The organism is Pseudomonas sp. GW458-11-26-14-LB4, assembly GCF_059423925.1.
The window spans coordinates 21,037-44,875 of record NZ_JBWKYU010000031.1 but is presented as its reverse complement, the minus strand read 5'-3'; the positions used below and the strand labels follow the sequence as shown (position 1 = coordinate 44,875).

General features: G+C 62.3%; 21 protein-coding genes and 1 pseudogene. 9 read left to right on the top strand and 13 right to left on the bottom strand.

What is annotated here, in order from left to right; genetic code table 11:
• Positions 1 to 8: 8 nt before the first annotated feature.
• Complete coding sequence (gene cpaB / locus AC07XZ_RS28060; RefSeq protein WP_102688517.1) at positions 9 to 950, bottom strand: Flp pilus assembly protein CpaB; 942 nt, start codon at positions 948 to 950, stop codon at positions 9 to 11.
• A 332-nt stretch (positions 951 to 1,282) separates the two neighbouring features.
• Between cpaB and AC07XZ_RS28055 the strand changes: the two genes are divergently transcribed.
• The 4 genes from AC07XZ_RS28055 (at position 1,283) to AC07XZ_RS28040 (ending at position 4,906) form a co-directional block, all read left to right on the top strand.
• Positions 1,283 to 1,498: a Flp family type IVb pilin gene (locus tag AC07XZ_RS28055; protein ID WP_102688516.1), complete on the top strand. Its 216-nt coding sequence runs from the start codon at positions 1,283 to 1,285 to the stop codon at positions 1,496 to 1,498.
• A gap of 124 nt (positions 1,499 to 1,622) precedes the next feature.
• Complete coding sequence (locus tag AC07XZ_RS28050; RefSeq protein WP_085748608.1) at positions 1,623 to 1,835, top strand: Flp family type IVb pilin; 213 nt, start codon at positions 1,623 to 1,625, stop codon at positions 1,833 to 1,835.
• A gap of 63 nt (positions 1,836 to 1,898) precedes the next feature.
• Positions 1,899 to 2,306: a response regulator gene (locus AC07XZ_RS28045; RefSeq protein ID WP_085748607.1), complete on the top strand. Its 408-nt coding sequence runs from the start codon at positions 1,899 to 1,901 to the stop codon at positions 2,304 to 2,306.
• 200 nt (positions 2,307 to 2,506) lie between these two features.
• Positions 2,507 to 4,906 (top strand): autotransporter family protein, encoded by a 2,400-nt coding sequence (locus AC07XZ_RS28040; RefSeq protein ID WP_102688515.1) that lies wholly within the window; start codon positions 2,507 to 2,509, stop codon positions 4,904 to 4,906.
• 17 nt (positions 4,907 to 4,923) lie between these two features.
• Here AC07XZ_RS28040 and AC07XZ_RS28035 read toward each other — a convergent pair whose 3' ends face one another.
• From AC07XZ_RS28035 to AC07XZ_RS28020, 4 genes are all read right to left on the bottom strand, one after another.
• The gene (locus AC07XZ_RS28035; RefSeq protein ID WP_102688514.1) at positions 4,924 to 6,594 is read right to left on the bottom strand and encodes a ShlB/FhaC/HecB family hemolysin secretion/activation protein; all 1,671 of its coding nucleotides are present in this window, start codon (positions 6,592 to 6,594) and stop codon (positions 4,924 to 4,926) included.
• A 135-nt stretch (positions 6,595 to 6,729) separates the two neighbouring features.
• A complete protein-coding gene (locus tag AC07XZ_RS28030) occupies positions 6,730 to 8,271 on the bottom strand; it encodes a collagen-like triple helix repeat-containing protein (protein WP_102688525.1) in 1,542 nt (513 codons plus the stop codon).
• A gap of 318 nt (positions 8,272 to 8,589) precedes the next feature.
• Positions 8,590 to 9,444, bottom strand: a complete 855-nt coding sequence (locus tag AC07XZ_RS28025) for a MaoC family dehydratase (protein ID WP_102688513.1) — start codon at positions 9,442 to 9,444, stop codon at positions 8,590 to 8,592.
• A gap of 2 nt (positions 9,445 to 9,446) precedes the next feature.
• Positions 9,447 to 10,799, bottom strand: a complete 1,353-nt coding sequence (locus tag AC07XZ_RS28020; RefSeq protein WP_102688512.1) for a 3-oxoacyl-ACP reductase — start codon at positions 10,797 to 10,799, stop codon at positions 9,447 to 9,449.
• A gap of 177 nt (positions 10,800 to 10,976) precedes the next feature.
• Between AC07XZ_RS28020 and AC07XZ_RS28015 the strand changes: the two genes are divergently transcribed.
• A complete protein-coding gene (locus AC07XZ_RS28015) occupies positions 10,977 to 12,254 on the top strand; it encodes an acetyl-CoA C-acetyltransferase (protein ID WP_102688511.1) in 1,278 nt (425 codons plus the stop codon).
• Between the two features lie 215 nt (positions 12,255 to 12,469).
• Here the strand turns inward: AC07XZ_RS28015 and AC07XZ_RS28010 are convergent, their stop codons facing one another.
• Together AC07XZ_RS28010 and AC07XZ_RS28005 are read right to left on the bottom strand one after the other, a co-directional pair.
• Entirely contained in the window at positions 12,470 to 13,198 is a 729-nt protein-coding gene (locus AC07XZ_RS28010) for a methyl-accepting chemotaxis protein (protein WP_371320909.1), read from the bottom strand.
• A 129-nt stretch (positions 13,199 to 13,327) separates the two neighbouring features.
• Positions 13,328 to 14,260, bottom strand: a pseudogene (locus tag AC07XZ_RS28005) (cache domain-containing protein); the annotation flags it as partial.
• Between the two features lie 598 nt (positions 14,261 to 14,858).
• Here AC07XZ_RS28005 and AC07XZ_RS28000 point away from each other — a divergent pair.
• Positions 14,859 to 15,755, top strand: coding sequence for a PA4780 family RIO1-like protein kinase (locus tag AC07XZ_RS28000; RefSeq protein ID WP_011332300.1), 897 nt, complete (start codon positions 14,859 to 14,861; stop codon positions 15,753 to 15,755).
• A 56-nt stretch (positions 15,756 to 15,811) separates the two neighbouring features.
• Positions 15,812 to 17,029 carry an MFS transporter gene (locus AC07XZ_RS27995; protein ID WP_102688509.1) on the top strand — a complete coding sequence of 406 codons (1,218 nt, stop codon included), beginning with the start codon at positions 15,812 to 15,814 and terminating at the stop codon, positions 17,027 to 17,029.
• Here AC07XZ_RS27995 and cueR read toward each other — a convergent pair.
• The 3 genes from cueR to AC07XZ_RS27980 form a co-directional block, all read right to left on the bottom strand.
• Entirely contained in the window at positions 16,983 to 17,396 is a 414-nt protein-coding gene (cueR, locus tag AC07XZ_RS27990) for a Cu(I)-responsive transcriptional regulator (protein ID WP_007958485.1), read from the bottom strand. The two genes, AC07XZ_RS27995 and cueR, sit on opposite strands and share 47 nt — an antisense overlap.
• On the bottom strand, positions 17,393 to 19,786 hold the full coding sequence (locus tag AC07XZ_RS27985; RefSeq protein WP_102688508.1) for a heavy metal translocating P-type ATPase: 2,394 nt from the start codon (positions 19,784 to 19,786) through the stop codon (positions 17,393 to 17,395). Before AC07XZ_RS27985 ends, cueR begins: the two co-directional genes overlap by 4 nt.
• A 213-nt stretch (positions 19,787 to 19,999) precedes the next feature.
• Positions 20,000 to 20,383 (bottom strand): hypothetical protein, encoded by a 384-nt coding sequence (locus AC07XZ_RS27980; protein WP_102688507.1) that lies wholly within the window; start codon positions 20,381 to 20,383, stop codon positions 20,000 to 20,002.
• 148 nt (positions 20,384 to 20,531) lie between these two features.
• Between AC07XZ_RS27980 and AC07XZ_RS27975 the strand changes: the two genes are divergently transcribed.
• Together AC07XZ_RS27975 and AC07XZ_RS27970 are read left to right on the top strand one after the other, a co-directional pair.
• Positions 20,532 to 20,729, top strand: a complete 198-nt coding sequence (locus tag AC07XZ_RS27975) for a heavy-metal-associated domain-containing protein (RefSeq protein ID WP_007958490.1) — start codon at positions 20,532 to 20,534, stop codon at positions 20,727 to 20,729.
• Positions 20,730 to 20,845: 116 nt separating this feature from the next.
• Positions 20,846 to 22,048 carry a multidrug effflux MFS transporter gene (locus AC07XZ_RS27970; protein ID WP_102688506.1) on the top strand — a complete coding sequence of 401 codons (1,203 nt, stop codon included), beginning with the start codon at positions 20,846 to 20,848 and terminating at the stop codon, positions 22,046 to 22,048.
• Positions 22,049 to 22,059: 11 nt separating this feature from the next.
• Here the strand turns inward: AC07XZ_RS27970 and AC07XZ_RS27965 are convergent, their stop codons facing one another.
• From AC07XZ_RS27965 to AC07XZ_RS27955, 3 genes are all read right to left on the bottom strand, one after another.
• On the bottom strand, positions 22,060 to 22,233 hold the full coding sequence (locus tag AC07XZ_RS27965; protein WP_165369572.1) for a hypothetical protein: 174 nt from the start codon (positions 22,231 to 22,233) through the stop codon (positions 22,060 to 22,062).
• A 166-nt stretch (positions 22,234 to 22,399) separates the two neighbouring features.
• The gene (locus AC07XZ_RS27960) at positions 22,400 to 23,413 is read right to left on the bottom strand and encodes a zinc-binding alcohol dehydrogenase family protein (RefSeq protein ID WP_102688505.1); all 1,014 of its coding nucleotides are present in this window, start codon (positions 23,411 to 23,413) and stop codon (positions 22,400 to 22,402) included.
• A 31-nt stretch (positions 23,414 to 23,444) separates the two neighbouring features.
• Positions 23,445 to 23,738 carry a putative quinol monooxygenase gene (locus AC07XZ_RS27955; protein WP_011332308.1) on the bottom strand — a complete coding sequence of 98 codons (294 nt, stop codon included), beginning with the start codon at positions 23,736 to 23,738 and terminating at the stop codon, positions 23,445 to 23,447.
• Positions 23,739 to 23,839: the final 101 nt, after the last annotated feature.

Below are 23,839 nucleotides of genomic sequence, written 5' to 3'. Positions count from 1 at the left end.
TTGCTCAGTCATGGGTTTTGTTGGTTGGTCTGATTGCCGCGAATCACTTCCACTGCGGGTCGTGCCGCCACAGCTTGGTCGCCGCTCGACGACGCTTTCGGCGCTGTCCCCAGCGCCAGTTGCGTGAACTGGAAGAGTTGACTGTTGGCGGCGACCAGTTTTTCCGGTGCCTGACTTTCGCCGGCCCAATACTTGGCCAGGCGCTGTTCCTCACTGCTGCGTACGGCCAGGCGCAATGTCCCGACCTGGGTGGCGAGCATCATTCGACTCAACAATTGTTCAGGCACCGCCAGCACCACGGTGCGCGCGGTAAGCCGGCGCTGGTCCTGTTTGATCTTGTCGTCGGCACTCAACGCAGGGGCGGACGGTTGGCCGTCATTGGTCAGGCCGTATTGCTCGCCGACACCGAGCACGCGCATGGCTGGCACAACGATCTGCGCCGACTGCTGCGGATTGGCGGCGTCCTGGCGCAGGAACAACAACACGTCGACGTAATCCCCGGGGATCAACTGCCCGGCTGCGCCGATCACTTCATCGACCGACACGGCCAGCGCGCGCTCGTCTTTATGGATCATGCGCGCCAGTGTGCCGCCGGCCTCGAAGCTTTCTTCGTTGAGCCAGGTGCCGGCGCTCAGGTGGCGCCACGGAGTGCGGCCCACGGCCTGTTCGATTGTGCCGAGGCTGCCGGCGGGGGCGCTGAGCAGTTTTTCAACGGCCAGGTCGGCGGCAGCAAGAGGGGTGAATGGCGGAACGTCACGCACCAGCACCACGACAGGTTGACGGGTCTGGTCTTCGGCGGCAGCGACGGTTGTTTCGACGGTGACCACCGTCGGCGCGGGAGCCTCGGCCACCGGAGCGGGTTGGCGGCTGAGCACCAGGCCCCAATATCCGACAACGATGGCGCCCAGTAAAAGCAACGCTGCAAGGCCCATGGTCACACGACTGTTCATGACGGCTCTCCCTTTCCTGCTGCACTACCAGCCCGCACTTCCTACCAAGGGAACATCGCAATCAGGCAGCTATGAACATCCAACTATTTCGCTATTTCCACGCTAGCTGAAACAAGCCAAAACGCCATTTCTGACAGGCAAATAACCCACGAAAGTATGGGTGTTGGCCAATTAGCAGTCGAAAAGCAGGGGATGACGAAGCGATTAATCCTTTGTGATTAATCCGTTCTTACAGTTGTTGGGAGGGGGTTTGTTGACAATGCTCAAATGGCACGGTGGAACCTTGCCGCTGTAGCGTGACATCGGCGCCAAAGGCGCGAAGGAGTTGACGTATGTTTCGTATGAGTCTCGACTATCTGGCGGCCAAAGTGCGGCTGTTCCTCAACAGTGAAGAAGGTGCTTCGGCGATCGAGTACGCGATTGTGGTGGCGATGGTGGCGGTGGTGGTCGTAGTGTTCGTGACCCCGATCGGCGCCAAGGTTCTGAACATCTTCAACTCCGTTCTGGTTTCACTCGGTGGTACTGCGGTCACTCGCCCCGTACCTTGATCGCGTTCATCCCGTTGACCTTCGAATCCTGCCTGCAGGTTTTCCGTTCCGCGTCCCGGACCGGAGAATCGCAGGCGACTCTGGATGCGGCAGTCTGAGTGCCCCGGCACGAAGGAGAACCTCCATGCTATTTGAATACTTGCTGTTGCGCGCCCGCCGGTTTCTGCACAGCAGCGAAGGGGCGTCAGCCATCGAATATGCAATTGTGGTGGCGATGGTAGCAGTGGTGGTCGTGGTGTTCGTGACGCCGGTCGGCGCCAAGGTACTGGCCATCTTCAACAACATTCTAGTAGCGCTGGGCGGTACGGCCCAGACTGCACCGGTACAGACACCCTGACTCGATGGCTCGCCAATCTCGCACTACACTCGGTTCCATCATCAGTTTCTCAGGGATTGTCCAATGACTGCTTCTTCACAGCCCCGCCAACAGTTGCTTCTTGTTGACGACGAAGAGGACGCGTTGCTGGAGCTGGCGGAGTTGCTGGAGGGCGAGGACTTTATCTGTCACACCGCGACGTCGGTCAAACTCGCCCTGCATCACCTGACCCGCCATCCTGATATCGCCCTGGTGATCACCGATCTTCGCATGCCGGAGGAAAGCGGCATGTCGCTGATCAAGCGCCTGCGCGAACACACCTCGCGCCAGCATCTGCCGGTGATCGTAACGTCGGGGCATGCGGACATGGAGGATGTCAGCGACATGCTGCGGTTGCAGGTGCTGGACCTGTTCCGCAAGCCGATCTATCACGTGCGGCTGCTGGAGACCCTGGACAATCTGTTTCCCAAGCCAAAGATCAATATCTCCTGAGTGCTCACGCAGCTTCTACTTCGAATACGCCGATCTTGAAATTGACGCCATCCCTTTGACATTTTGATGGTGTCGAAATGATGGCTCGTGTACATTCCCCGCGCCCAAACCGGACGACCTGGTGGGTTCGGTAGGGATGCCTGAGTGAAATTGATACCCCCTGCTGAAACTGTTTTTCATGTTTTGGAAGGGAATCTCGATTGAACACTGATCGCTTGTGCCGCTCGTTACTGGCGCTGTCTGTTGCTGCAACTTCGCTGCACGCGGGCGTTGTTGCCGCTGCCGGCGCCAATTTGAGCTACGACCTGAGCGGCGGGCCATTGAACAGCAACCTGCAGAACTATGGTCTGATCGACCTGCGTGGCAACGGGACGATTGCTCCCGGCGCGCCTTCGACGCTGACCTATGGCGCTCAGTTTTTGGGGCTGACGGCAGACCAGTTGCGTAACAACGACAGTATCCGCATTGACGGGGCCAAGTTTGGCGTGGGCATTGCGCTGGGGGCTTCCGGTGTGACGCCCAGCAAAATAGCCGGGAACCTGATCAACAAGGGTTCGATCTCGGTCAATGGACTGGCTGGATCGGGCACCTCCACCGGGATTTCGGATATGGGCAGTGAGCTGAACGGCTCGCTCAGCAACGATGGGCTGATCGAGGCCAGCGGGGCGAGTTCCAGCGGTGTGATGCTGGTGCAAACCAAACTGAATGGCATCGGCAACAACGGCACGATCAGCGCCAGCGGGTCGGACGCGCTGGGGTTGTTTCTTGACGGTGCCACGCTCAAGGGGAGCGTCAATAACTTCGGGACTATTCGCGCCACCGGGGCGAACGCTGAGGCGGTGACGTTTGAAGGCGTGAACTTCAATACCTCTGCCAGTACAGCGATCTTGAACCTGTCCAACTACGGCACGATTTCCGGCGAGTCCATTGGCGTGCACGTCAGCGGTCAGGCAGTGGGTGCGAGTCCTTTCACCATTTATCAACTGTTCGGTTCGATCGAGGGTGGCACGGCGGCAATCCAGGTCGATGACGGCGAAAGCTATTTCGACTTTTTCGGCGGTACGGTCAAAGGGGATCTGATCGGTCTGTCCGGCGTGATCATCGACGGCGATGCGGTTTTCGACGGTTCGACCATCAAGTCCGGTTACGTGACTATCGAGGACGGCACGCTGACGCTGGTGAAGCCGCACACCACGATCATCGGTGACTTCGACATGGAAGAGTCCGACTCGGTGCTGGAAATGTACCTGGGCAATGACACCAATCCGGCGCTGCCGGTGTTGAAGGTCACGGGCACTACCGATATCGCGCCGGGTGCGACGTTGCGTCTGTTGGCGCGTTCCAGTGATTTCCGGGTGACGCCGGGTGGTACGAAGTACACCCTGATCAGCTCGGGCAGTCTTGTCGGCGGCAATAACCTCACCGTGACGTCTTCCTCTGCTTTGCTGGATGTGAAGAGTTTCGGGGTCGTGGGCAATGACATCACGTCGGTGGTGACCAACAAGTCCGAAGAGGTGCTGGCGCAAAACACCCTTGTGGCGGGTGGCAGTCGCAATGCGGCAACGGCAGTGGGCCGCGTGTCGAGTCTGTTGTCGCGGCTCGATGAGCAGGATCCGGTGTTCCAGGCGTTCGCCAACGCCAGCACCGATGCGCAACTGGCGCGGTTGTCCGAAACCCTCAGCCCGGATGTCAGCCGTGGGGTGCTTCACGCGGCTACCAACAGTCAGACGCTGGTGTCGGGTGTCATCAATGAGCGTTCCAGTCGCGCCCGTAACGCCGGCGTGCCGACAGACAAAGGTGTCTGGCTGCAAGCCTTGAGCAGTGATGCCAACCAGGATGAGCGTCGTGGTGTCAGTGGTTACGATGCCGACAGCCATGGCATCGCCGTGGGTGCCGATGGTCAGTTGAATGCCGATCTGGCGGTCGGTCTGGCGTACAGCTACCTCGACTCCGATGTGAAATCCGATCGCGGCAACAAGACCCAGGTCACCGGCCATGCGCTGACCCTGTACGGCAACTGGACCCACGACAACTGGTTCGTCGATTCGTCGCTGATGTACGGCTGGAACGACAACGAGTCGCGCCGTTACATCGCCGGCACCCGCGCCAAGGGTGATTACGAGAGCAATGTGTTCGGCGTGAGTGCGCTGGCCGGTTACAGCGTGCACCTGATGCCGGATGTGGTGCTTGAGCCGCAGGTCGGGGCGCGTTACGCCAACGTGGGCATGGACAGCTATCGCGAGAAGGGCAGTTCGGCCTCGCTGAATGTCGGCAGTCAGCGTTATGAAGTGGGCGAAATGGGTGTCGGTGCACGTCTGGCCGCTGCGTTCGATGTGGGCACCGGCAGCCTTGAGCCCGAAGCGAAGCTGATGGCCTGGCAAGACGTCATTGGCGACAAGACCGGCACCACGTCGTCGTTCGTGTTGGGTGGCGATTCGTTCACCAGCCGTGGCACCACTCCGGTGCGTGACAGTTATGAACTGGGTCTGGGCGCCAACTACCGGATGGGCGCGTGGAGTGTCGGCGGGTCGTACAACTACGTGACCGCCAGCGGTTTTGACGCTGACGGTTTCACGGCAAAAGTACGCTACGCCTTCTGATTCAGCGGTCGATCGTGCTACAGCTGATAGCTGAAACTGATGCTGTAGCGCGGCCGGCGATTGAAGGTGTCCAGCGCTTCATCCGACATCGCCTTGGCCGCTTCCAGGGCGATGTTGTAGTACTTCGCATCGCCAAATCTCAGGCCGACTGCCGCCGATGACAGGTTGTTGGCCTGCACCGGCAACTCATTGAACCAGCTTCGCGAGCGGTCGAGCACGAAGTACGGTTGCAGGATGCGCACCCAGTTGCCGTCGCGGTTGAAGCTGTAATTGATCTCGTAAGCCACGCCCCAACCCTTGTCGCCGGACGCCTGATCGTCGGGATAACCGCGGCCGAAATTCTGCCCGCCGAACACAGCGCGCTCACTGTCCGGCAGGGTGTCACGGCTCCAGTACAACGCAGCCGACAGCACCCCTTGCCAGTTGTCGAGGAACTTGTCGCTCTGCACCCCGGAAAGTCGTACCCGAAAGAAGTCGAGGTCGATGGCGCTGTTGTTGGTATGCGCACCCAGGCTGTCGAACCCTTGATACACGCCGCCACTGAGGATGCGCAGTTGTCGGGCATCGACCTTGCGCCAGTCGCTTTCGAAGGCGAGGGCGCGGATGTCGGTGCGTTCTTCGACGCTCAGCGGGTAGCCGATCACGTTGTAGCGGGTCTTGTCGTTGACCGCGTACAGGCGCGATCCGGCGGTCAGCAGTTCATCCGAGGCGGCAATCAGCGGCAGAGTGAAACCGAGCGAATAACGGTCGTTTTCGCGGTGCGGCTTGAGTTCCAGTCCGTTGCTCAACTGCACGTTGGTGCCGGGATCGGCGCGGTAGCGTGAGGCCGACAGACTCAGCTGCGCACCTTCGTCGTTGATGAACTGGTTGTAGTCCAGCCGGTAGTAATGCTCGTGATCATCCCCCGGTGGAAAAAGGCCGCTGAGGCTCAACTGTTCGCCCATCGACGTTTGTGAATTGCTGCTGACGCCGAGCAACGCCTGGGTGCCATTGCGGTTGTCTTCGGTGGTGCTCAGGGTGCTGGTGAACGGCTTGCGACTGGCCTGGGCCACCAGCGTCGTTGCACCGTCGGTGGTGCCGGGCGGCGGCACCTGGGCCTGGATCGTCACGCCGGGAATGCGGGTCATCAGCGTGGTGTAGCGCTCGAACGTCTTGCGCGTCAGCGGGCGTTCGGCCTGGAGCTTGGCGGCCAGTCGGTCGAGCAGGGCTTTGACCCGTCCGACGTCGCCGGCGATCTGCACGTCGCGCACGTAACCTTCCACCAGCACGACGCGCGCCACGTCGTCATCGAAGGTCTGCTGTGGCAGAAAGGCGTAGGACAGCAGATAACCGTCCTGCTGATAGCGACGGGTGATCGTGCGGGTGGCTTCGATCAGATCGGCGAGGCTGCTCTCGCGGCCGATCAGCGGTTTGTAGATTTCGGCCAGTTCGTTCAGCGGATAGAGCGTGCCGCCTTCGATCTGCACGGTTCTGAGGTTGATCTTCGTGCCCATCAGCAACGGCTGCGTGGCCGTGGCACCGGGCTCCGGCACTTGCAGCGGCGCGGCGTTCGGCCGGTAAGCGTCGGCGGGCAGGTTCGGCACCGGCAGGTTGCGAATGGTTTCGTTGCTGTTGAGAAAGCTGGGCAGGGTGTCGGCGAGGGCGGTGGAACTGAGACTGAGCAACAGCAGGGATGCCATGACGCGCATAGGACACTCCATGTTCAAACCCGCAGCACGGGGCTGGGTTTCTCCTAAGAAAAAAGCGGAAGACTCGTGGGAATCTTCCGCCCTCAACCAAGCGTAGGCGCTGTAGGTAAGGCCGTCGAATCGGCCAGGTGCAAATCAGCGATTGTTGCCTCCCAGGGCGCCGGTCAGGCCACCGAGAACTCCACCCAGTCCGCCGCCAGTCCCGGTGGCAGTGCCACCGTTGACCAGCCCGCCGACCGCAGTGACCGTGTTGCCCACCGTGGTGACAGTGTTACCGACCGCCGCCACGACCGGGTTGCTGTTGGTGCCGGCGATGGTGTTGCCCAGATTGCCGACGGCACCGCCGACCTGACTGGTGAGACCCGCGACCGGAGAGCCGAGCCCGGTGGCGGCACCGACATTCTGGGTCAGGCTGGTGACCGCAGTGGTAACCGGCGCAAGTCCGGCGCCCACGTTGTTGCCCAGGGTTGCCAGGGGAGTGGTCGGGCTGGTGATCGGCGATCCCGAGCCGCCGAGCACGGTGTTGAGTGAAGCCACGGTATTACCCGCCGCAGCCAGCACACCACCCGGTGCGGCGAGACTGCCATTGCCGCTGCTCAAGCCTGCGCCGACGTTGACCACGGCGCCGCCGACGGTTTGCAGCAGGCCATTGCTGCCCAGACCGCCACCGACGCCCGTTCCCGAACCGGTCCCGTTGTCCACCAGCCCGCCGGCCTTGCCGACAGCGGTGCCGACATTGCTCAGGGCTCCGCCGACGGTGTTGGTCAGGGCGTTGCCATTGCCGGCGTCGGTGACTTTGTCGCCTACTCCATCGACGGTGCTGCCGACTTTCTGCAGCAGGCCGTTCACCGGAGCGCCCAGGCCCGTGGCACTGCCAAGTTTGTCCGTGGTGCTTTCGACCATGGCAATCACCGGCACCAGTTTGCTGCCCACTTCTTTGGTGACCGAGCCGAGCGGGCCGGTGGTGGTAGCGGTGCTGAGCGTGTCGCCGAGCATGGTGACCCGTTCACCGACGCCATTGAGCACCGGTGCTACACGGGTGACCACGCCGCCGACTACCGGAACGCTGCCCGTGGCGGTCGCCAGTTTGCCGCTCAGGTCGGACACGCCGTTGCCCACATCCTGCACCACGCCGCCGACCGCCGAAGCGGTGACGCCCAGGCCATTGTCGGTGGTCGCCAGTTTGCCGATGCCGTTGGCCACGCCGTCGCCCAGGGTGGTCACCACGTTGCCGGCGGTTTTGGCGGCACTTTGCACCACGCCACCGACAATCGGCACGCCGCTCAGGGAGTCGCCGACCTGGCCGACACCATCGCCGACGCCGCTGACGGTATTCCCGACGTCCTGCACCAGTGTGGTGGTAACCAGAGGGGTCGGAGTGCTCGGATTGGTTGGGTTGGTCGGATCCGTCGGGTTGGTCGGATTAGTTGGATTGGTCGGATTGGTCGGATCTGTCGTCCCTCCAGTGCCACCAGTGCCACCAGTACCGCCAGTGCCTGCGGTATCTCCGGTACCACCCGTACCACCGGTGCCGCCAGTACCCGCAGTCGAACTGTCGGGGGAAGAACTGTCGGAGCTGCTGTGATGACCGCCGCCGCCACTGCTGCAACCGGCCAGACCGAGAGAGAGAATAAGGGCCAGTGCTGTTGCCGACTTGCACCACGCCTGAGCTTTCATGTGGGTTTTCATGAGGGTTGTTCCTTGCACCTGTGACAACGTTCGTTGACTTCGACGGCTCGCCGGTTCTGTTGCCGGCAATGCCTTCGTCCGTTGTGCTCATATCAGTCGCAAGGCTGGATCCACGCCATTCTCAAGTTGGTATTAACGCCTTTATGCAGGGGGCGGCGAGTGCCCCCTAACGACTAATACCGAGGATATAGGCGAGCAAAAAAAAGCCTTGAAAATCAAGGCTGGCTGTTGGCGAAGAAGTTGTTCGCGGCGCGGGAAAACTTAAGTGATATATACACAATTGATCAGGTTTTCCCGGCCTCGATGTCAGGCTACCGGCTGCCAGTTGCCCACCATGTGCTCCAGATCCCCGGCGCCGATCAGGCGTAACTCACCGCTGGAACCGGCCGCGCTGGCGAACAGGCTCACCTCGCTCGGCAGGCGCACCGGTTTGCGAAAGTGCACGGTGACCTCAAGGTTGGCCTTGGGCAGATGATCCGCCAGTGCCGCCAGCGTCCGGGCCTTGTTCCACAGACCATGAGCGATGGCGGTTGGGAAACCGAACAGCTTGGCGCTGGCGGCACTCAAGTGGATCGGGTTGTAGTCGCCGGAGACTTTCGCGTACTGCCGGCCGATGTCCGCCGGCGCCTTCCATTGCGCCACTTGCGCGAGGGGCAGCGTCGGCTCCCAGGTCTGCTCGACCGCTTCGCCTTCGAGCTTCACGCCACGACAGAGCATCCGGCTTTCGGCTTCCCACAACGGGCCGAGTTGATCGTCGAGGGTGGTCAGCAGATCGAAGGTCGCGCCCTTCGGATGCGGTTGCAGGTTATGCACCCGGACGCTGACTTGTGCGCGACTGATCCCGCCCATTGGCCGCAATACGCGGATGCGGTTGCTCAGATGAATCAGCCCCAGCAGCGGGAACGGAAACTCCTTGGCCGTCAGCAATTGCATCTGCAGGGCGAACGCCAGGATATGCGGATAGGTCGGCGGCAGCAGGCCGTCATCAGCGAAACCGCAGACCTTGCGATACGCCGCCAGACGTTTGCCATCCACCTCGACGGCGCAGCGCAAGCCGCTGTCGGGCAGGGTGGTGCCGGTGATTTTGCGTCGGGTCGCCGCCCGGGCATACAGCCCCGGCAGGCTCGGCTCGTGGTGCAGGGTTTGCCATTCGATGGTCATGTTCAGGCCCCCAGCACGCTTTGACCGCACACCCGCAACGCTTGCCCGGTGAACGCGCCGGTGCCCGGCTGGGCCAGCCAGGCCACGGCCTCGGCGACGTCTTGCGGCAGGCCACCCTGACCCAACGAACTCATGCGGCGCCCGGCTTCACGCAGGCCGAACGGAATGTGCGCGGTCATCTGGGTCTCGATGAAACCCGGCGCCACGGCGTTGATGCTGATGCCGCGTTCCAGCAGCGTCGGCGCCCAGGCCTGGGCCAGTCCTATCAGCCCGGCCTTGCTCGCCGCGTAATTGGTCTGCCCGCGATTGCCGGCGATGCCGCTGATCGAGGCGAGCAGAATCACCCGGGCGTTATCGCGCAAGGTGCCGCTGTCGAGCAGGGCCTTGGTCAACACTTGCGGTGCGTTGAGATTGACCGCGAGCACCGCGTCCCAGAACTCGGGCGTCATGTTGGCCAGGGTCTTGTCGCGGGTGATGCCGGCGTTGTGCACCAGAATGTCGAGGCCGTCCGGCAGCTGTTCGATCAGTTGCGTGGCGGCGTCTTCGGCGCAGATGTCGAGGGTGATGGCGCGCCCGCCGAGGCGAGCGGCCAGGGCGTCGAGATCGGTTTTCGCGGGCGGCACGTCGAGCAGGATCACCTCGGCACCGTCACGGGCCAGGGTTTCTGCAATCGATGCGCCGATACCGCGCGCCGCGCCGGTGACCAGCGCCTTGCGCCCGGCCAGTGGGCGCGTCCAGTCGGTCACAGGCGTGGCGCAAGGGTTCAGGCGAATCACTTGCCCGGAGACGAACGCACTTTTCGGCGAGAGGAAAAACCGCAGCGGTCCTTCCAGTTGATCCTCGGCACCTTCGCCGACGTAGATCAGTTGCAGCGTGCCGCCGCTGCGCAGCTCCTTGGCCAGTGAACGGGAGAAGCCTTCGAGCGCTCGCTGTGCACTGGCAGCAAACGGTTCGCGCAGGGTTTCCGGGGCGCGGCCGAGGATCACCAGATGTGCGCTGCTGTCGAGGTTCTTCATCAACGGCTGGAAAAATTCACGCAGTTGCTTGAGCTGGTCGGTGTGCTGCAAATCGCTGGCGTCGAACACCACGGCCTTGAGTTTCGGGCCGTGGCCGGGAATCCATTGGGTGGCGGTCGCCGGCTGGTCGCCGTAGCGGTAGATCGCGTCGGTCAGGCGATTGGCGAAGGTGCTGACCCGCTCGGCCAGCGGCCCGCCGCCGATCAGCAGCGCACCTTCCACCGGCCGCAGGCGCCCGGCCTGCCAGCGTTCCAGCCGCACCGGCGACGGCAGGCCCAGGGCCCCGACCAGACGGTGGCCGATGGACGAGTTGGCGAAGTCGATATAGCGGTCAGACATGGAACGCTCTCCAGAAGATGGGGTTCAAAGTGTGGACTGCGAAGGGCAATCAATCGTTCGATCCACGCAATAAGGCCTACGCTAGAACAGCAGAGTAGTTTGCCCTCGGCGCTTTTGTGGCCCGACCGGGTTTTCAGCGCTCGATTTTCAGACCGGATATTTCACAAGGAGCATTTCATGAGTCAGCTGCGCCGCGTCGCGATCATTGGTGGCAACCGCATTCCGTTCGCCCGTTCCAACGGGCCGTATGCCACCGCGAGCAATCAGGTGATGCTCACCGCCGCCCTCGAAGGCCTGATCGAACGCTACAACCTGCACGGCCAGCGCATCGGCGAAGTGGTCGCAGGGGCGGTGCTGAAATTGTCACGGGATATGAATCTGACTCGCGAATGCGTGCTCGGCTCGCGCCTGTCGCCGGCGACGCCGGCCTACGACATTCAGCAGGCCTGCGGAACCGGCCTGGAAGCGGCGTTGCTGGTGGCGAACAAGATCGCCCTCGGCCAGATCGATTGCGGCATTGCCGGCGGCGTCGACACCACGTCGGATGCGCCGATCAGCGTCAGCGAAGGCCTGCGCAAGATCCTCCTGCAAGCCAACCGCGCCAAGACCACCGGCGACAAGCTCAAGACCTTCCTGCAATTGCGTCCGAAACACCTGATCCCCGAATTCCCGCGCAACGGCGAACCACGCACCGGCCTGTCGATGGGCGAGCACTGTGAATTGATGGCGCAGACCTGGAACATCCCCCGCGAAGAACAGGATCAACTGGCCTTCGAAAGCCACCACAAACTGGCGGCGTCCTACAGCGAAGGCTGGCACAACGACCTGATGACCCCGTTCCTCGGCCTGACCCGCGACAACAACCTGCGCCCGGACCTGACCCTGGAAAAACTCGCCACCCTGAAACCGGCCTTCGAAAAAAGTGCCAAGGGCACGCTGACCGCCGGCAACTCCACACCACTGACTGATGGCGCCTCGGTGGTGCTGTTGGGCAGTGAGGAGTGGGCGAAGGAACGTGGTCTGCCGATCCTTGCGTACCTGCGGGACGGCGAAGCGGCGGCGGTGGATTTCGTCAACGGCGCCGAAGGGCTTTTGATGGCTCCGGTGTACGCGGTGCCACGCTTGCTGGCGCGCAATGGCCTGACCTTGCAGAACTTCGACTACTACGAAATTCACGAAGCATTTGCCGCGCAAGTGTTGTGCACGTTGAAGGCCTGGGAAGATCCGGAGTACTGCAAGACACGGCTCGGGCTGGACGCGCCGCTGGGCTCGATTGATCGCAGCCGCTTGAACGTCAAGGGCAGCTCGCTGGCGGCGGGGCATCCGTTTGCCGCGACGGGCGGGCGGATCGTGGCGAACCTGGCGAAGTTGCTGGATGCGGCGGGGCAGGGGCGGGGGTTGATTTCGATTTGTGCAGCTGGCGGACAAGGTGTCACCGCCATTATCGAGCGTTAGAAGAGCAAAAGCTTTCCCTCACCCCAGCCCTCTCCCGGAGGGAGAGGGAGCCGACCGAGGTGTCTGGCGTTATACATCGACCTGAAAAAAACGAGTCGATTATGGATTCGGTAAAGCAGGATCAAGTCGATGCATCTTTGAAGCATCCCCCAATCAGTCCCCTCTCCCTCCGGGAGAGGGCTAGGGTGAGGGGGCTTTTAAGGTTGCCCCCAATCTCAAGTCCGGAACCTGCGCACCAACCCATCCAGCTCATTCGACAACCCCGCCAGACTCTGCGAATCCAGCCGCGCCGAATTCGCCAGCTCCGCCACCAACTGCGCATCACCATGAATCTGGCTGATGTGCCGATTGATGTCCTCAGCCACCTGATGCTGCTCTTCCGCCGCCGTCGCAATCTGCGTGTTCATGTCACGAATCACATCCACCGACTCACGGATCTGCCCAAAGCTCTCCCGCGCCTCGCCAATCCGCGCTACCGATTGCTGCGACACATCAAGACTGGCACGCATCTGCTGGGTCACCGCGCTGGTGCGTTTGGCGAGGTTGCCCAGCAGCCCGTCGATTTCCGCCGTCGAGTCAGCCGTGCGTTTGGCCAGTGCGCGAACCTCATCGGCCACCACCGCAAAACCACGCCCCTGCTCACCGGCCCGCGCCGCTTCGATGGCCGCGTTGAGCGCCAGCAGGTTGGTCTGTTCGGCGATGGAACGGATGGTGCCGAGGATCGACTGGATGTCGTTGCTGTCGCGTTCCAGTTGTTGCATCGACTGCGCCGATTGCTCCAGTTCCTGGCTCAGTTGATCGACGCTGTGCACCGCCGCATCGATCTGTTGCTGACCTTCGCGGGCCTGACGCTGGCCGCTGTCGGCCGACTCCGCTGCCTGGCTGCACGAGCGGGCGACTTCGTTGGCGGTGGCGACCATTTCGTGGAACGCGGTCGAAACCATGTCCACCGCTTCGCGCTGGCGCCCGGCGGCTTCGGCCATGTCGCCGGAAACCCGGGTCGAACTCTGCGAGGTGGCGAGGATTTTCCCGGCCGCGCCGCCGATGTGCTGGATCAGGCTGCGGATCGCGGTGAGGAACTGGTTGAACCAGTTGGCCAGTTGCGCAGTTTCGTCGCTGCCACGGATGTCGAGGTTCTTGGTCAGGTCGCCTTCGCCCTGGGCGATGCCTTCCAGACCGCTGGCCACGCTGCGGATCGGCCGCACGATCAGGCTGGCGAAACTGGCGCCGACCACCGCGAAGATCACCGCCAGCACGGCAGCGATGATTGCGATCAGCCAGGTGAGTTTAGTGGCCGAGCTCATCACGTCGTTCTGTTTGATCAGGCCGATGAAGGTCCAGCCCAGTTGTTCCGAAGGCCAGACGTTGGCCATGTAACGTTCGCCGTTGAGCTCGACTTCCACCAGCCCTTTGCCGGCCTTGGCCAGTTGCGCGTAGCCCTCGCCGAGGCTGTCGAGCGGCTTGAAGTTGTGCTCCGGCTGCTTGGGATCGACCAGCACCGTGCCGCTGTTCTCCAGCAGCATCAAGTAACCGCTTTCGCCGAGTTTGATCTGTTTGACGATCTCGGTGAGCTGCTTGAGCGTCACGTCGATACTGACCACGCCGCCGTTGCTGCCGAGCTTGTTGTCGATGGTGCGCACGGTGCTGACATAGGTCGCATCGTCCTGCGCCCAGTAATAGGCGGCGGTGCGAAACGGCTTGCCGGGCTTGGCCTGCGCGGCCTTGTACCACGGGCGCTGACGCGGGTCGTAGTTGCTCAGCTTGGGATCGTCGGGCCAGGAAACGTAGCCGCCGGCAGCGGTGCCGACGATTGCGTAGGCGTAGGCCGGGTGACTGTTGCCCAGATCCTGCAAAAAGGCGAAGACCTTCTTGTCCATCTCGCCCTGCGGAATGCTTTCGGCGTTGGCGCTCATGTAGGTCTTGAGGCTGTCGTCGGTGTTCTTGATCAGCGGTTGCGTCGCCAGGTAGTCGACGTTCTGGCTGATGCCGTCAAAGAAAAGCTGCATGGCGTTGCTGACCTGACGGATCTCGCGCCCGCTGCTGTCGACAAAATCGTCCCGTGCATCGCTGCGCAGGTTCAGTACCACCAGCGTGGCGACCAGCACCACGGGCAAGCAGGCGATGATTGCAAACGCCCAGGTCAACTTCTGTTTGATGTTCATCCGCGCTCCAGATTTTCTTGTAGGCCCACGCAGTGCAGATGACTCGCGGTTATTGGCAGCCGAAAAACGTTGTTTTCCACCCGTTTCCTTGAGTGCGACATCGAAGTTTTTTTTGGAACGATTGTCGGACAAATTCCTCTGTCTCTGAGGAATTCGGCTGCCGGAGGGGGAAATTGAGGCCGGAAGAGAAAATTCTTACGAGCTGCGTGCAGCGGGATGTCAGATTCTGTCGCAAATGCCCTCAAGTGCTGTCGCCAACAACTTCGGCAGCCTCGGCTATGATTCGCAGCGGTCGATAAAGAGGCGGATCGGCCCGGTTTATCCGGCACAGTGTGTGCATCCACAGGTTCACAGGTCGGCAACCCCTCCCCGTGATGCGAGGATTGCCGTATAACGAATGACATTCGCGTGTTTGGTAATAAAGGACCCACAATAAAAGCTGATGAAGACTCCAAAACGCATTGAACCCCTGATCGAGGACGGTCTGGTCGACGAAGTGCTGCGTCCACTCATGAGTGGCAAAGAAGCAGCTGTTTATGTGGTGCGCTGCGGCAATCAGTTACGTTGCGCAAAGGTCTACAAGGAGGCGAACAAACGCAGTTTCCGCCAGGCGGCCGAGTATCAGGAAGGCCGCAAGGTTCGCAACAGCCGACAGGCCCGGGCGATGGCCAAGGGTTCCAAGTTCGGGCGCAAGGAAGCCGAAGACGCCTGGCAGAACGCCGAAGTCGCGGCGCTGTTCCGCCTGGCCAACGCCGGTGTGCGTGTGCCCAAGCCGTACGACTTCCTCGAAGGCGTGCTGCTGATGGAGCTGGTGGCCGATGAATACGGCGATGCCGCGCCGCGTCTGAACGATGTGGTGCTGGAGCCGGATCAGGCCCGCGAGTATCACGCGTTCCTGATTTCGCAGATCGTGCTGATGTTGTGTACCGGTCTGGTGCACGGTGACCTCTCGGAGTTCAACGTGCTGCTGACGCCGACAGGGCCGGTCATCATCGACCTGCCGCAAGCGGTGGACGCCGCCGGCAACAACCACGCGTTCAGCATGCTCGAGCGTGACGTCGGCAACATGGCTTCGTACTTCGGTCGCTTTGCCCCGGAGTTGAAGAAGACCAAGTACGCCAAGGAAATGTGGGCGTTGTACGAAGCGGGTACGTTGCACCCGGCCAGCGTGCTGACCGGCGAGTTCGACGATCCCGAGGACCTGGCCGATGTCGGCGGGGTGCTGCGCGAGATCGAAGCGGCGCGTCTGGATGAGGAGCGCAAGCAAGCCATCCGCGCGGCGGACGACGAGCCCAAGGGCAAGTCCGACGAACCGCCTCCGCCACCGTGGATGCAGTGAGCATCTGAAAAAGAAAACCCGGCTTCGGCCGGGTTTTACACATTCAAGGATTGATTGTGACCACCACCTCTCACAATGCCCGGCTGATCATCACGGCGCGGCTGATTTCCGATTTCGGCGCTTTCCTGAACATGGTTGCGCTGGCCACTTATGTCTATCTGCTGAGTAACAGCGCGATGAGCGTCGGGATCTTCCTGGCCAGTCGGGTGGGCGGCGGGATTTTTGCCAGCTTGATCGGCACGGCGTTTTATCGTCGATGCAGTAGCCGTCTGCCGTTGATTGCCTTCGATCTGTTGCGCGCCGCTGTGCTTGGGCTGTTGCTCATCGTGCCGGTCAGTCAGCAGGCGTTGTTGCTGCCGCTGATCGCGTTCGGTCTGGGCTTTGGTAATTCGATGTTCGCCATCGGCCTCAACAGCCAGTTGCCGCGCTTGATCGAGCCGGCGCAGTTGCTCAAGACCAATGCCTGGATCACGTCCGCCTCGTCCATGGCGATGGTCGGCGGCAGTCTGGTGTCCGGGCTGCTGGTCGCGGGATTTGGTTTTGAAACGGTGTTTGCGCTGAATGCGCTGACCTATCTGTTGGCGGCAGTGTTGATTGCGCCGCTGCGGTTCAGCGCACCGGAGCCGGTGGCCGAATCCAGCGCTAAACAGGGTGAATGGTCGGCTTTGCTGCAAGGCCTGCGCAGCGCTCCGGTGGTGGCCGCGATGCTGGCGGTGACCATGGCTGACACCCTTGGCAGCGCTGCTCACAACGTCGGTTTCCCGATCATTTCCAGACTGCTCACGCCGGACTCAGCCAGCACCACGCTGGGCCTGATGCTCGCGGTCTGGGCCGCCGGCAAGCTGCTTGGCGCGCGGATCGCCAGTCGCCTCAACGGCTCGGAAAACATCCATCTGGAGCGCCGCTATTTCGGCGGCGTGTTGCTGATGTCCTGCGGCTTCATCCTGATGTTCCAGCAGCACAGCGTCGTTGGTCTGTTGCTGTTTTCGCTGCCGGCCGGACTGGGTGACGGTTTCTCGGAAGTCGGCCTGATGTCACGGCTGCAACGGGAACCGGAGCCCCTGCGCCTGCCGATCTTCAGCTTCCTGACGCTGTTGCAGATGACCGGATTCGGCGTCGGCATGCTGATCGCTGCACCGTTCTATGAGTGGTGGGCGCCGGGTGCCGTGGTGCTGTTGTTCCACGGCATTCCCCTCGCCACTGTGCTGTCGATGAAAGTCCTGCTGCTCAGGCGCGAGCGGGTTGCGCGCAGCAGCCCGACGCCAGTTCCTTGAGGATCGGGCAGTCCGGGCGATGGTCGCCGTGGCAGTGCTCGACCAGATCCTGCAGGGTGTCGCGCAGTTCGCCGAGTTCGCGGATCTTCTGATTCAGCTCGTCGATGTGCTGGCGGGCCAGGGCCTTCACATCGGCGCTGGCGCGCTGGCGATCCTGCCAGAGCGTCAGCAGCTTGCCGACTTCCTCCAGCGAAAAGCCCAGGTCCCGCGAACGCTTGATGAATGCCAGCGTGTGCAGGTCATCGTCACCGTAGACGCGATAGCCGCTGTCGGTGCGATGGGCAGCCTTGAGCAGACCGATCGACTCGTAGTAACGGATCATCTTTGCGCTCAGGCCACTGTGGCGGGCCGCTTGGCCGATGTTCATCGGTTGTCCTCCAGATCCTCGGGTTTCCAGGTTTTCAACAGTAGCGCATTGCTCACCACGCTGACGCTCGACAGGGCCATCGCCGCGCCGGCCAGCACCGGATTGAGGAAGCCGAACGCCGCCAGCGGAATGCCGATCAGGTTATAGACGAAGGCCCAGAACAGGTTCTGGCGGATCTTCGCGTAGGTCTTGCGGCTGATCTCCAGCGCCGCCGGCACCAGCCGAGGATCGCCGCGCATCAGGGTGATGCCGGCGGCGTGCATGGCCACGTCGGTGCCGCCGCCCATGGCGATGCCGATGTCTGCGGCGGCCAGCGCCGGTGCGTCGTTGATGCCGTCGCCGACCATGGCCACGACCCCGGTTTTCTTCAGCTCGGCGACAGTGGCGGCTTTCTCCGCCGGCAGCACTTCGGCGTGGACGTTTTCGATGCCCAGCGCATCGGCGACCACCCGGGCGCTGCCGCGGTTGTCGCCGGTCAGCAGGTGGCTGTGGATGTGCTGGGCGGCCAGTTGTTGCACCGCGTGCAGCGCGCCGGGCTTGAGGGTGTCGCCGAAGGCGAACAGGCCGAGTACGCGGGGCGTCGGACTTTGCTCGATCAGCCACGACAGCGTGCGACCCTCGGTTTCCCAGGCCTTGGCAGATTCGCTCAGGTTTCCGGCGTTCAGACCGCTTTCTTCCAGCAAGCGCCGGTTGCCCAGCGCCAGGCGCCGGCCGTCGAGGCTGCCGGCGATGCCGCGCCCGGTCAGGGACTGGCTGTCGCTGACATCCGGTACGTTCAGGCTACGTTCGGCACAGGCATCCAGCACCGCTTTGGCCAGCGGATGCTCGCTGCCGCGTTGCAGCGCGCCGGCCGCTGTCAGCAGGGCGTTTTCGTCACCGTCGATCGCACTGAAATGCGCAATGCGCGGCGTGCCGGAGGTCAGGGTGCCGGTCTTGTCGAACACCACGGCGCTGACTTCATGGGCACGTTCCAGTGCTTCGGCATCCTTGATCAGAATCCCGTGCCGCGCGGCCACGCCGGTGCCAGCCATGATCGCGGTCGGTGTCGCCAGGCCGAGGGCGCAGGGGCAGGCGATCACCAGCACTGCGACGGCATTGATCAACGCGGTTTCCAGCGGCGCGCCGTACAGCCACCAGCCGATCAGCGTGGCCAGGGCCAGCAGCAACACGGTCGGCACGAACACCTGACTGACTTTATCCACCAGTTTCTGGATCGGTGCTTTCGCGGCCTGGGCGTCCTCCACCAGGCGGATGATCCGCGCCAGCACGCTTTCCGCGCCGAGCGCCGTGGTGCTCACCAGCAAGCGACCTTCGCCATTGATTGCCCCGCCGGTAACCTTGTCGCCCGGTTGTTTGGGTACCGGCAGGCTTTCGCCACTGATCAACGCTTCGTCAGCGTGGCTCTGGCCTTCCAGCACTTCGCCGTCCACCGGGAAGCGTTCACCGGGTTTGACCAATACGAGGTCACCGAGGCGCAGGGCGCTGATGGCGACGTCCTGTTCGCGGCCATCGATGACTTGAATCGCCCGCTCCGGGCGCAACGCTTCCAGTGCGCGGATGGCGCTGGCGGTCTGGCGTTTGGCGCGGCTTTCCAGGTATTTGCCGAGCAGCACCAGAGCGATGACCACCGCCGAGGCTTCGAAATACAGGTGCGGCATGCGTCCGTCAGCAGTCGCCCATTCATAGAGACTCAGGCCATAACCGGCGCTGGTGCCCAGCGCGACCAGCAAGTCCATGTTGCCGGCCCCGGCGCGCACGGCTTTCCACGCGGCGACGTAGAAACGTGCACCGAAGATGAATTGCACCGGGGTCGCGAGGGCGAACTGCGCCCAGGCCGGCAGCATCCAGTGAATGCCGAACGGTTGCAGCAGCATCGGCAGCACCAGCGGCAAGGCGAGGGCGATGGCGCAGATCAGCGCCCAGCGTTCATGGTTCAGGCGTTGCTGGCGATTGTCGGATTGTGGATGTTCGAGTTCGAAGAGACTGGCCGAATAGCCGGCTTTGCTCACGGCGGCGATCAGGGTTTGCGGATCGACCGCGCCGAGCAATTCGAGATGAGCACGTTCATTGGCGAGGTTGACGCTGACGCTTTTCACCCCCGGCACTTTATTCAGGGCACGTTCGACACGACCGACGCAGGACGCGCAGGTCATGCCGTCGATGTTCAATTCCACGGTTTGCTGCGGCACGCTGTAACCGGCGCGTTCGACCGCCTCCATCAGCGCCGGCAGGCTGTCGCCGGGGGCCTGCACCCGGGCCTGTTCGGTGGCGAGGTTGACGCTGACGGCGCTGGCGCCGCTGACTTTGCTCAACGCCCGCTCGACACGACCGGCGCAACTGGCGCAGGTCATGCCGCTGATGGGCAGATCGAACGTGATGGAATCGGACATCGGTCGTACTCCCTGTAGAAGATGCCTACAGGATCAACCTTGCCATGCTGGCAAGGTCAAGCGCCAGTTTCCGCTACCGGCTGCTCGCTTGTTCGCCTGATCGTTCCCACGCTCCGCGTGGGAATGCAGCCGGGGACGCTCTGCGTCCCAAAGCGTGACGCAGAGCGTCACAAGAGGCATTCCCACGCAGAGCGTGGGAACGAGCGGCAGGCCTTAGTAACCGAGGCCGGTCGGCTTGAGGTACATGCCTTCCTGGTTCATCGCGATGCGGAATTTCAGGATTTCGCCGGCATGCAGTCTGATCTCCTGCGAGCCCGGCGCGAGCATGCCCGGGTTGCAGCCCGGCATTTGTCCCGGCAGCAGTTTAAGGCGCAGCGAGACATTGCCCGGCGGCAGGTTGAACGACGTGCTTTGCTCCTGGAACAGGCGCGCCGACAGTTGATCCTGGATGTACACGCCGATTTCGCACGAGGTCGCGACTTCCAGGCGCTCGCGGGAAATGATCAGCACCCCGTAATCTTCCCCGGCGGCATGCACCGAAGGGATCGCGGCAAAGAGGCTGAGAAAGCCAAACAGGCTGAAAGCTGACCAGCGCATGGCTGAATCTCCTGAATTCATGTCATTGATGCATGCAGCTTGGCCGAGCGCGGCGACGATTGCCAGCCCGGCAGTTTTTTGCAGAACTTGACCTTGCCATCGTGGCAAGCCCGAAACTGCCGGCAACCTCACTCAAAGGAGTCATTCCATGCAAGTGTTCACTGTTGAAGGCATGTCCTGCGGTCACTGTGTCAAAGCCGTCACCCAGGCGGTGCAGAGCAAGGATCCGGCCGCCAGCGTGCGGGTCGATCTGGCGGCGAAGGAAGTCGGCGTCGAAAGTGCGCTGAGTGCCGAGCAGGTGATCGAGGCGATCAGCGAAGAAGGCTACGCCATCAAACTCGCCTGATCTTTTTAATAGTTAGCGAGCTACCGGAATGTTCAAGGCGTCCTCGCGCGGCTAGACTGTCGGGCTGCACTCTCTACTAAAGTGCCCTCCCAAAGCCTGCCGAACGTGGACGCCTGATGAACTTCCGTACCCTTCTGATTCTCGGTGCCCTGACCGCTTTCGGTCCGTTGGCGATCGACTTCTATCTGCCCGCATTTCCAACCATGGCGCTGGCGTTCAGCACCGACGAGAAACACGTCCAGCTGACGCTGTCGGCCTATTTCTTCGGCTTGTCCATCGGCCAACTGGCTTACGGGCCGGTGGCGGATCGCTTCGGTCGGCGGATTCCGCTGCTTATTGGTCTGACGCTGTTCACGCTGGCGTCGGTGGCCTGCGCCTATGCGCCGAATCTGGAATGGCTGATCGGCGCGCGGCTCGTGCAGGCGCTGGGCGGCTGTGCGGGGATGGTGATTGCCCGGGCGGTGGTCAGCGACAAATGCGACGCGGTGGGGTCGGCGAAAGTCTTCTCGCAGTTGATGCTGGTGATGGGGCTGGCACCGATCCTGGCGCCGATGCTCGGCGGACTGCTGGTGAATACGTCGGGATGGCAGTCGATCTTCCTGGTGCTGACGGTATTCAGTGCCCTCGCCGGGCTGGCGGTGGCCCTCGGCCTGCCGGAAAGTCTGCCGGCGCATGTTCCGCGTCAGCCGCTGTCCGGCGCTTTGCGTCAGTACGGCCGGCTGCTGGCTGATCCGGTCTACATGGGCCATGCCCTGACCGGCGGCATCGCCATCGCCGGGATGTTTGCCTACATCGCCGGCTCGCCGTTCATTTTCATCAAGTTGTATGGCGTACCGGCCGAGCATTTCGGCTGGCTGTTCGGTACCAACGCCGCAGGGTTCATTCTTGTTGCACAGGTCAACGCGCGACTGTTGGCCAAGCGTGGCCCAGCGTTTCTGCTATCGCGAGCGGTCTGGGTTTACTTCGGTGCCGGGCTGACGCTTCTTGCGGTCAGCTCTTTGCACACCGAGGCGCTGTGGCCATTGCTGATTCCGTTGTTCATCTGCGTGGCCAGCCTGGGCTGCATCAGCCCCAATGCGGCGGCGTGTGCGATGAACGGGCAGGGTGGTCGCGCCGGCAGTGCTTCAGCGTTGCTCGGCAGCATGCAGTTCAGCGTCGCCGCCGGGGCTTCGGCGCTGGTGGGGATCCTGCACGATGGCACCGCCGTGCCGATGGCCATCGTCATCAGCTTGTGTGGTTTGCTGGTGGTGTGCGCAGCGACGCTCACCCGGCGCATACAGAATGCCCGGGCGCTGGCAAAGGCGCAGGCTGAAATCTAAGACGAATTGCCTCAGCCGACAGCGCGCTGCTGGCCGGGGTCGGGAATCTGATGGGGCGCGCAGATACGCGCTTCGAGGGTGCGAGTGAAGGCGCGAGCTTCGGCCTCACTGCGGAAGGTCACGGCGTGCTGGTCGAGACGAACTTGCCACTGGGACTTTGCCACTTCTTTTATCAGGATCTTCATTGCTGACCTCCCGTACGTAAAAGATTGCATCGCAGAGGACTCGATTGTAGTCCTGAATACGATCGCAATTGTGACAAGGGTCAAGCATCTGACTGACGGCAAAAAAACACCGCAGCCCCCGAGCCAGCCACATCGGAGGCTGGAGAAGGCTGCGGTCTTGCGAGTTTTAGAAACCTTCTAAAACAATTTTCCCCTTGGCCTTGCCGCTTTCCAGCAGTTCATGGGCGCGGCGCAGGTTGCTCGCGTTGATCGTGCCGAAGTGCTCGCCGACCGTGGTTTTCAACGTCCCGCTGTCGATCAGCCCGGCCACCCGGTTGAGCAGTTTGTGCTGCTCGATCATGTCCGGCGTTTCGAACAGCGAGCGGGTGTACATGAACTCCCAGTGCAGCGACAGGCTCTTGCGCTTGAGCTTGGTCACGTCCAGCGCCTTCGGATCGTCGATCAGCGCCAGTTTGCCTTGCGGCGCCAGGGCTTCGACCAGTTGGTCCAGGTGCTGGTCGGTCTGGGTCAGGCTGGCAACGTGGGTCACGTGGGTGACATCGGCGCGTTTCAGTTCTTCGCTCAACGGCTGGCTGTGATCAATCACCAGGTCAGCACCCAGCTCGGTCACCCAGTTGCGGGTCTCCGGGCGGGAGGCGGTGCCGATCACTTTGAGCCCGGTCAACTGGCTGGCGAGTTGGGTGAGGATCGAACCGACGCCGCCCGCCGCACCGACGATCAGCAGGCTCTGGTCTTCATCGGTATTGCCTTCGCGAATCTGCAGGCGTTCGAACAGCAATTCCCAAGCGGTAATCGCGGTCAGCGGCAGAGCAGCGGCTTCGGCGAAACCGAGGGTTTTTGGCATATGGCCGACGATCCGCTCATCCACCACGTGCAGTTCGCTGTTGCCACCGGCCCGGGCGATGGAGCCGGCGTAGAACACCTTGTCGCCGGCCTTGAACAATGTCACTTCACTGCCGACCGACTTGACCACACCGGCCACGTCCCAGCCCAGCACCTTGGCGGCGCCGCCTTCCGGCGCGACGTTCTGGCGAACCTTGGTGTCGACCGGGTTGACCGAAATCGCTTTGACTTCCACCAGCAAGTCGCGCGGGCCGGCTACCGGCTCTGGCAGTTCGATGTCTTGCAGGGATTTTTCGTCGCTGATCGGGAGCGAGGCGTAATAGGCGATGGCTTTCATGGCGAACTCCGAAAGTGAATAAAGGAAGGTTTCAGGCGATGACGCGCAGGCGCTTGAGTTCGAAGTGTTCGAGGAACGCCTCGGCCTGGCTGCGGAAATGCTGGATATGGGCGCTGGCATCATGGGCTTGCAGGGCTTCGTCGCTGGCCCACTGCTCGATCATGTAGAAGGCCAGCGGGTTGGCCAGATCCTGGTGCAGTTCGTATTGACCGCAACCGGCTTCGGCGCGGGTCGGTTCGATCAGGGCACGCAGGTGCTGTTCGAGGGCGTCCTGCTGGCCAGGTCGGGCAATCAGGGTGGCGATGGCGGTGAAAGGCTGGGACATGTTCGACTCCGGGACGGGATGAATTCGATGGATGGCATGATTGGCTATTTCTGCCGGAGATAAAACCGGCTAAAAGAGCAGTCTCTTTCAATATTTTTTTG

What these genes read in the sequence shown, in the direction of transcription:
- AC07XZ_RS28045 (WP_085748607.1), top strand. Translation starts at nt 1,899, where the DNA reads ATGACTGCTTCTTCACAGCCCCGCCAACAGTTGCTTCTTGTTGACGAC.
- AC07XZ_RS27980 (WP_102688507.1), bottom strand. Translation starts at nt 20,383, where the DNA reads ATGCGCTGGTCAGCTTTCAGCCTGTTTGGCTTTCTCAGCCTCTTTGCC.
- AC07XZ_RS28015 (WP_102688511.1), top strand. Translation starts at nt 10,977, where the DNA reads ATGAGTCAGCTGCGCCGCGTCGCGATCATTGGTGGCAACCGCATTCCG.
- AC07XZ_RS27985 (WP_102688508.1), bottom strand. Translation starts at nt 19,786, where the DNA reads ATGTCCGATTCCATCACGTTCGATCTGCCCATCAGCGGCATGACCTGC.
- AC07XZ_RS28010 (WP_371320909.1), bottom strand. Translation starts at nt 13,198, where the DNA reads ATGGTTTCGACCGCGTTCCACGAAATGGTCGCCACCGCCAACGAAGTC.
- AC07XZ_RS28020 (WP_102688512.1), bottom strand. Translation starts at nt 10,799, where the DNA reads ATGTCTGACCGCTATATCGACTTCGCCAACTCGTCCATCGGCCACCGT.
- cpaB (WP_102688517.1), bottom strand. Translation starts at nt 950, where the DNA reads ATGAACAGTCGTGTGACCATGGGCCTTGCAGCGTTGCTTTTACTGGGC.
- AC07XZ_RS28055 (WP_102688516.1), top strand. Translation starts at nt 1,283, where the DNA reads ATGTTTCGTATGAGTCTCGACTATCTGGCGGCCAAAGTGCGGCTGTTC.
- AC07XZ_RS28000 (WP_011332300.1), top strand. Translation starts at nt 14,859, where the DNA reads ATGAAGACTCCAAAACGCATTGAACCCCTGATCGAGGACGGTCTGGTC.
- AC07XZ_RS27975 (WP_007958490.1), top strand. Translation starts at nt 20,532, where the DNA reads ATGCAAGTGTTCACTGTTGAAGGCATGTCCTGCGGTCACTGTGTCAAA.
- AC07XZ_RS28035 (WP_102688514.1), bottom strand. Translation starts at nt 6,594, where the DNA reads ATGCGCGTCATGGCATCCCTGCTGTTGCTCAGTCTCAGTTCCACCGCC.
- AC07XZ_RS28025 (WP_102688513.1), bottom strand. Translation starts at nt 9,444, where the DNA reads ATGACCATCGAATGGCAAACCCTGCACCACGAGCCGAGCCTGCCGGGG.
- cueR (WP_007958485.1), bottom strand. Translation starts at nt 17,396, where the DNA reads ATGAACATCGGCCAAGCGGCCCGCCACAGTGGCCTGAGCGCAAAGATG.
- AC07XZ_RS27960 (WP_102688505.1), bottom strand. Translation starts at nt 23,413, where the DNA reads ATGAAAGCCATCGCCTATTACGCCTCGCTCCCGATCAGCGACGAAAAA.
- AC07XZ_RS27955 (WP_011332308.1), bottom strand. Translation starts at nt 23,738, where the DNA reads ATGTCCCAGCCTTTCACCGCCATCGCCACCCTGATTGCCCGACCTGGC.
- AC07XZ_RS28030 (WP_102688525.1), bottom strand. Translation starts at nt 8,271, where the DNA reads ATGAAAGCTCAGGCGTGGTGCAAGTCGGCAACAGCACTGGCCCTTATT.
- AC07XZ_RS27965 (WP_165369572.1), bottom strand. Translation starts at nt 22,233, where the DNA reads ATGAAGATCCTGATAAAAGAAGTGGCAAAGTCCCAGTGGCAAGTTCGT.
- AC07XZ_RS28050 (WP_085748608.1), top strand. Translation starts at nt 1,623, where the DNA reads ATGCTATTTGAATACTTGCTGTTGCGCGCCCGCCGGTTTCTGCACAGC.
- AC07XZ_RS27970 (WP_102688506.1), top strand. Translation starts at nt 20,846, where the DNA reads ATGAACTTCCGTACCCTTCTGATTCTCGGTGCCCTGACCGCTTTCGGT.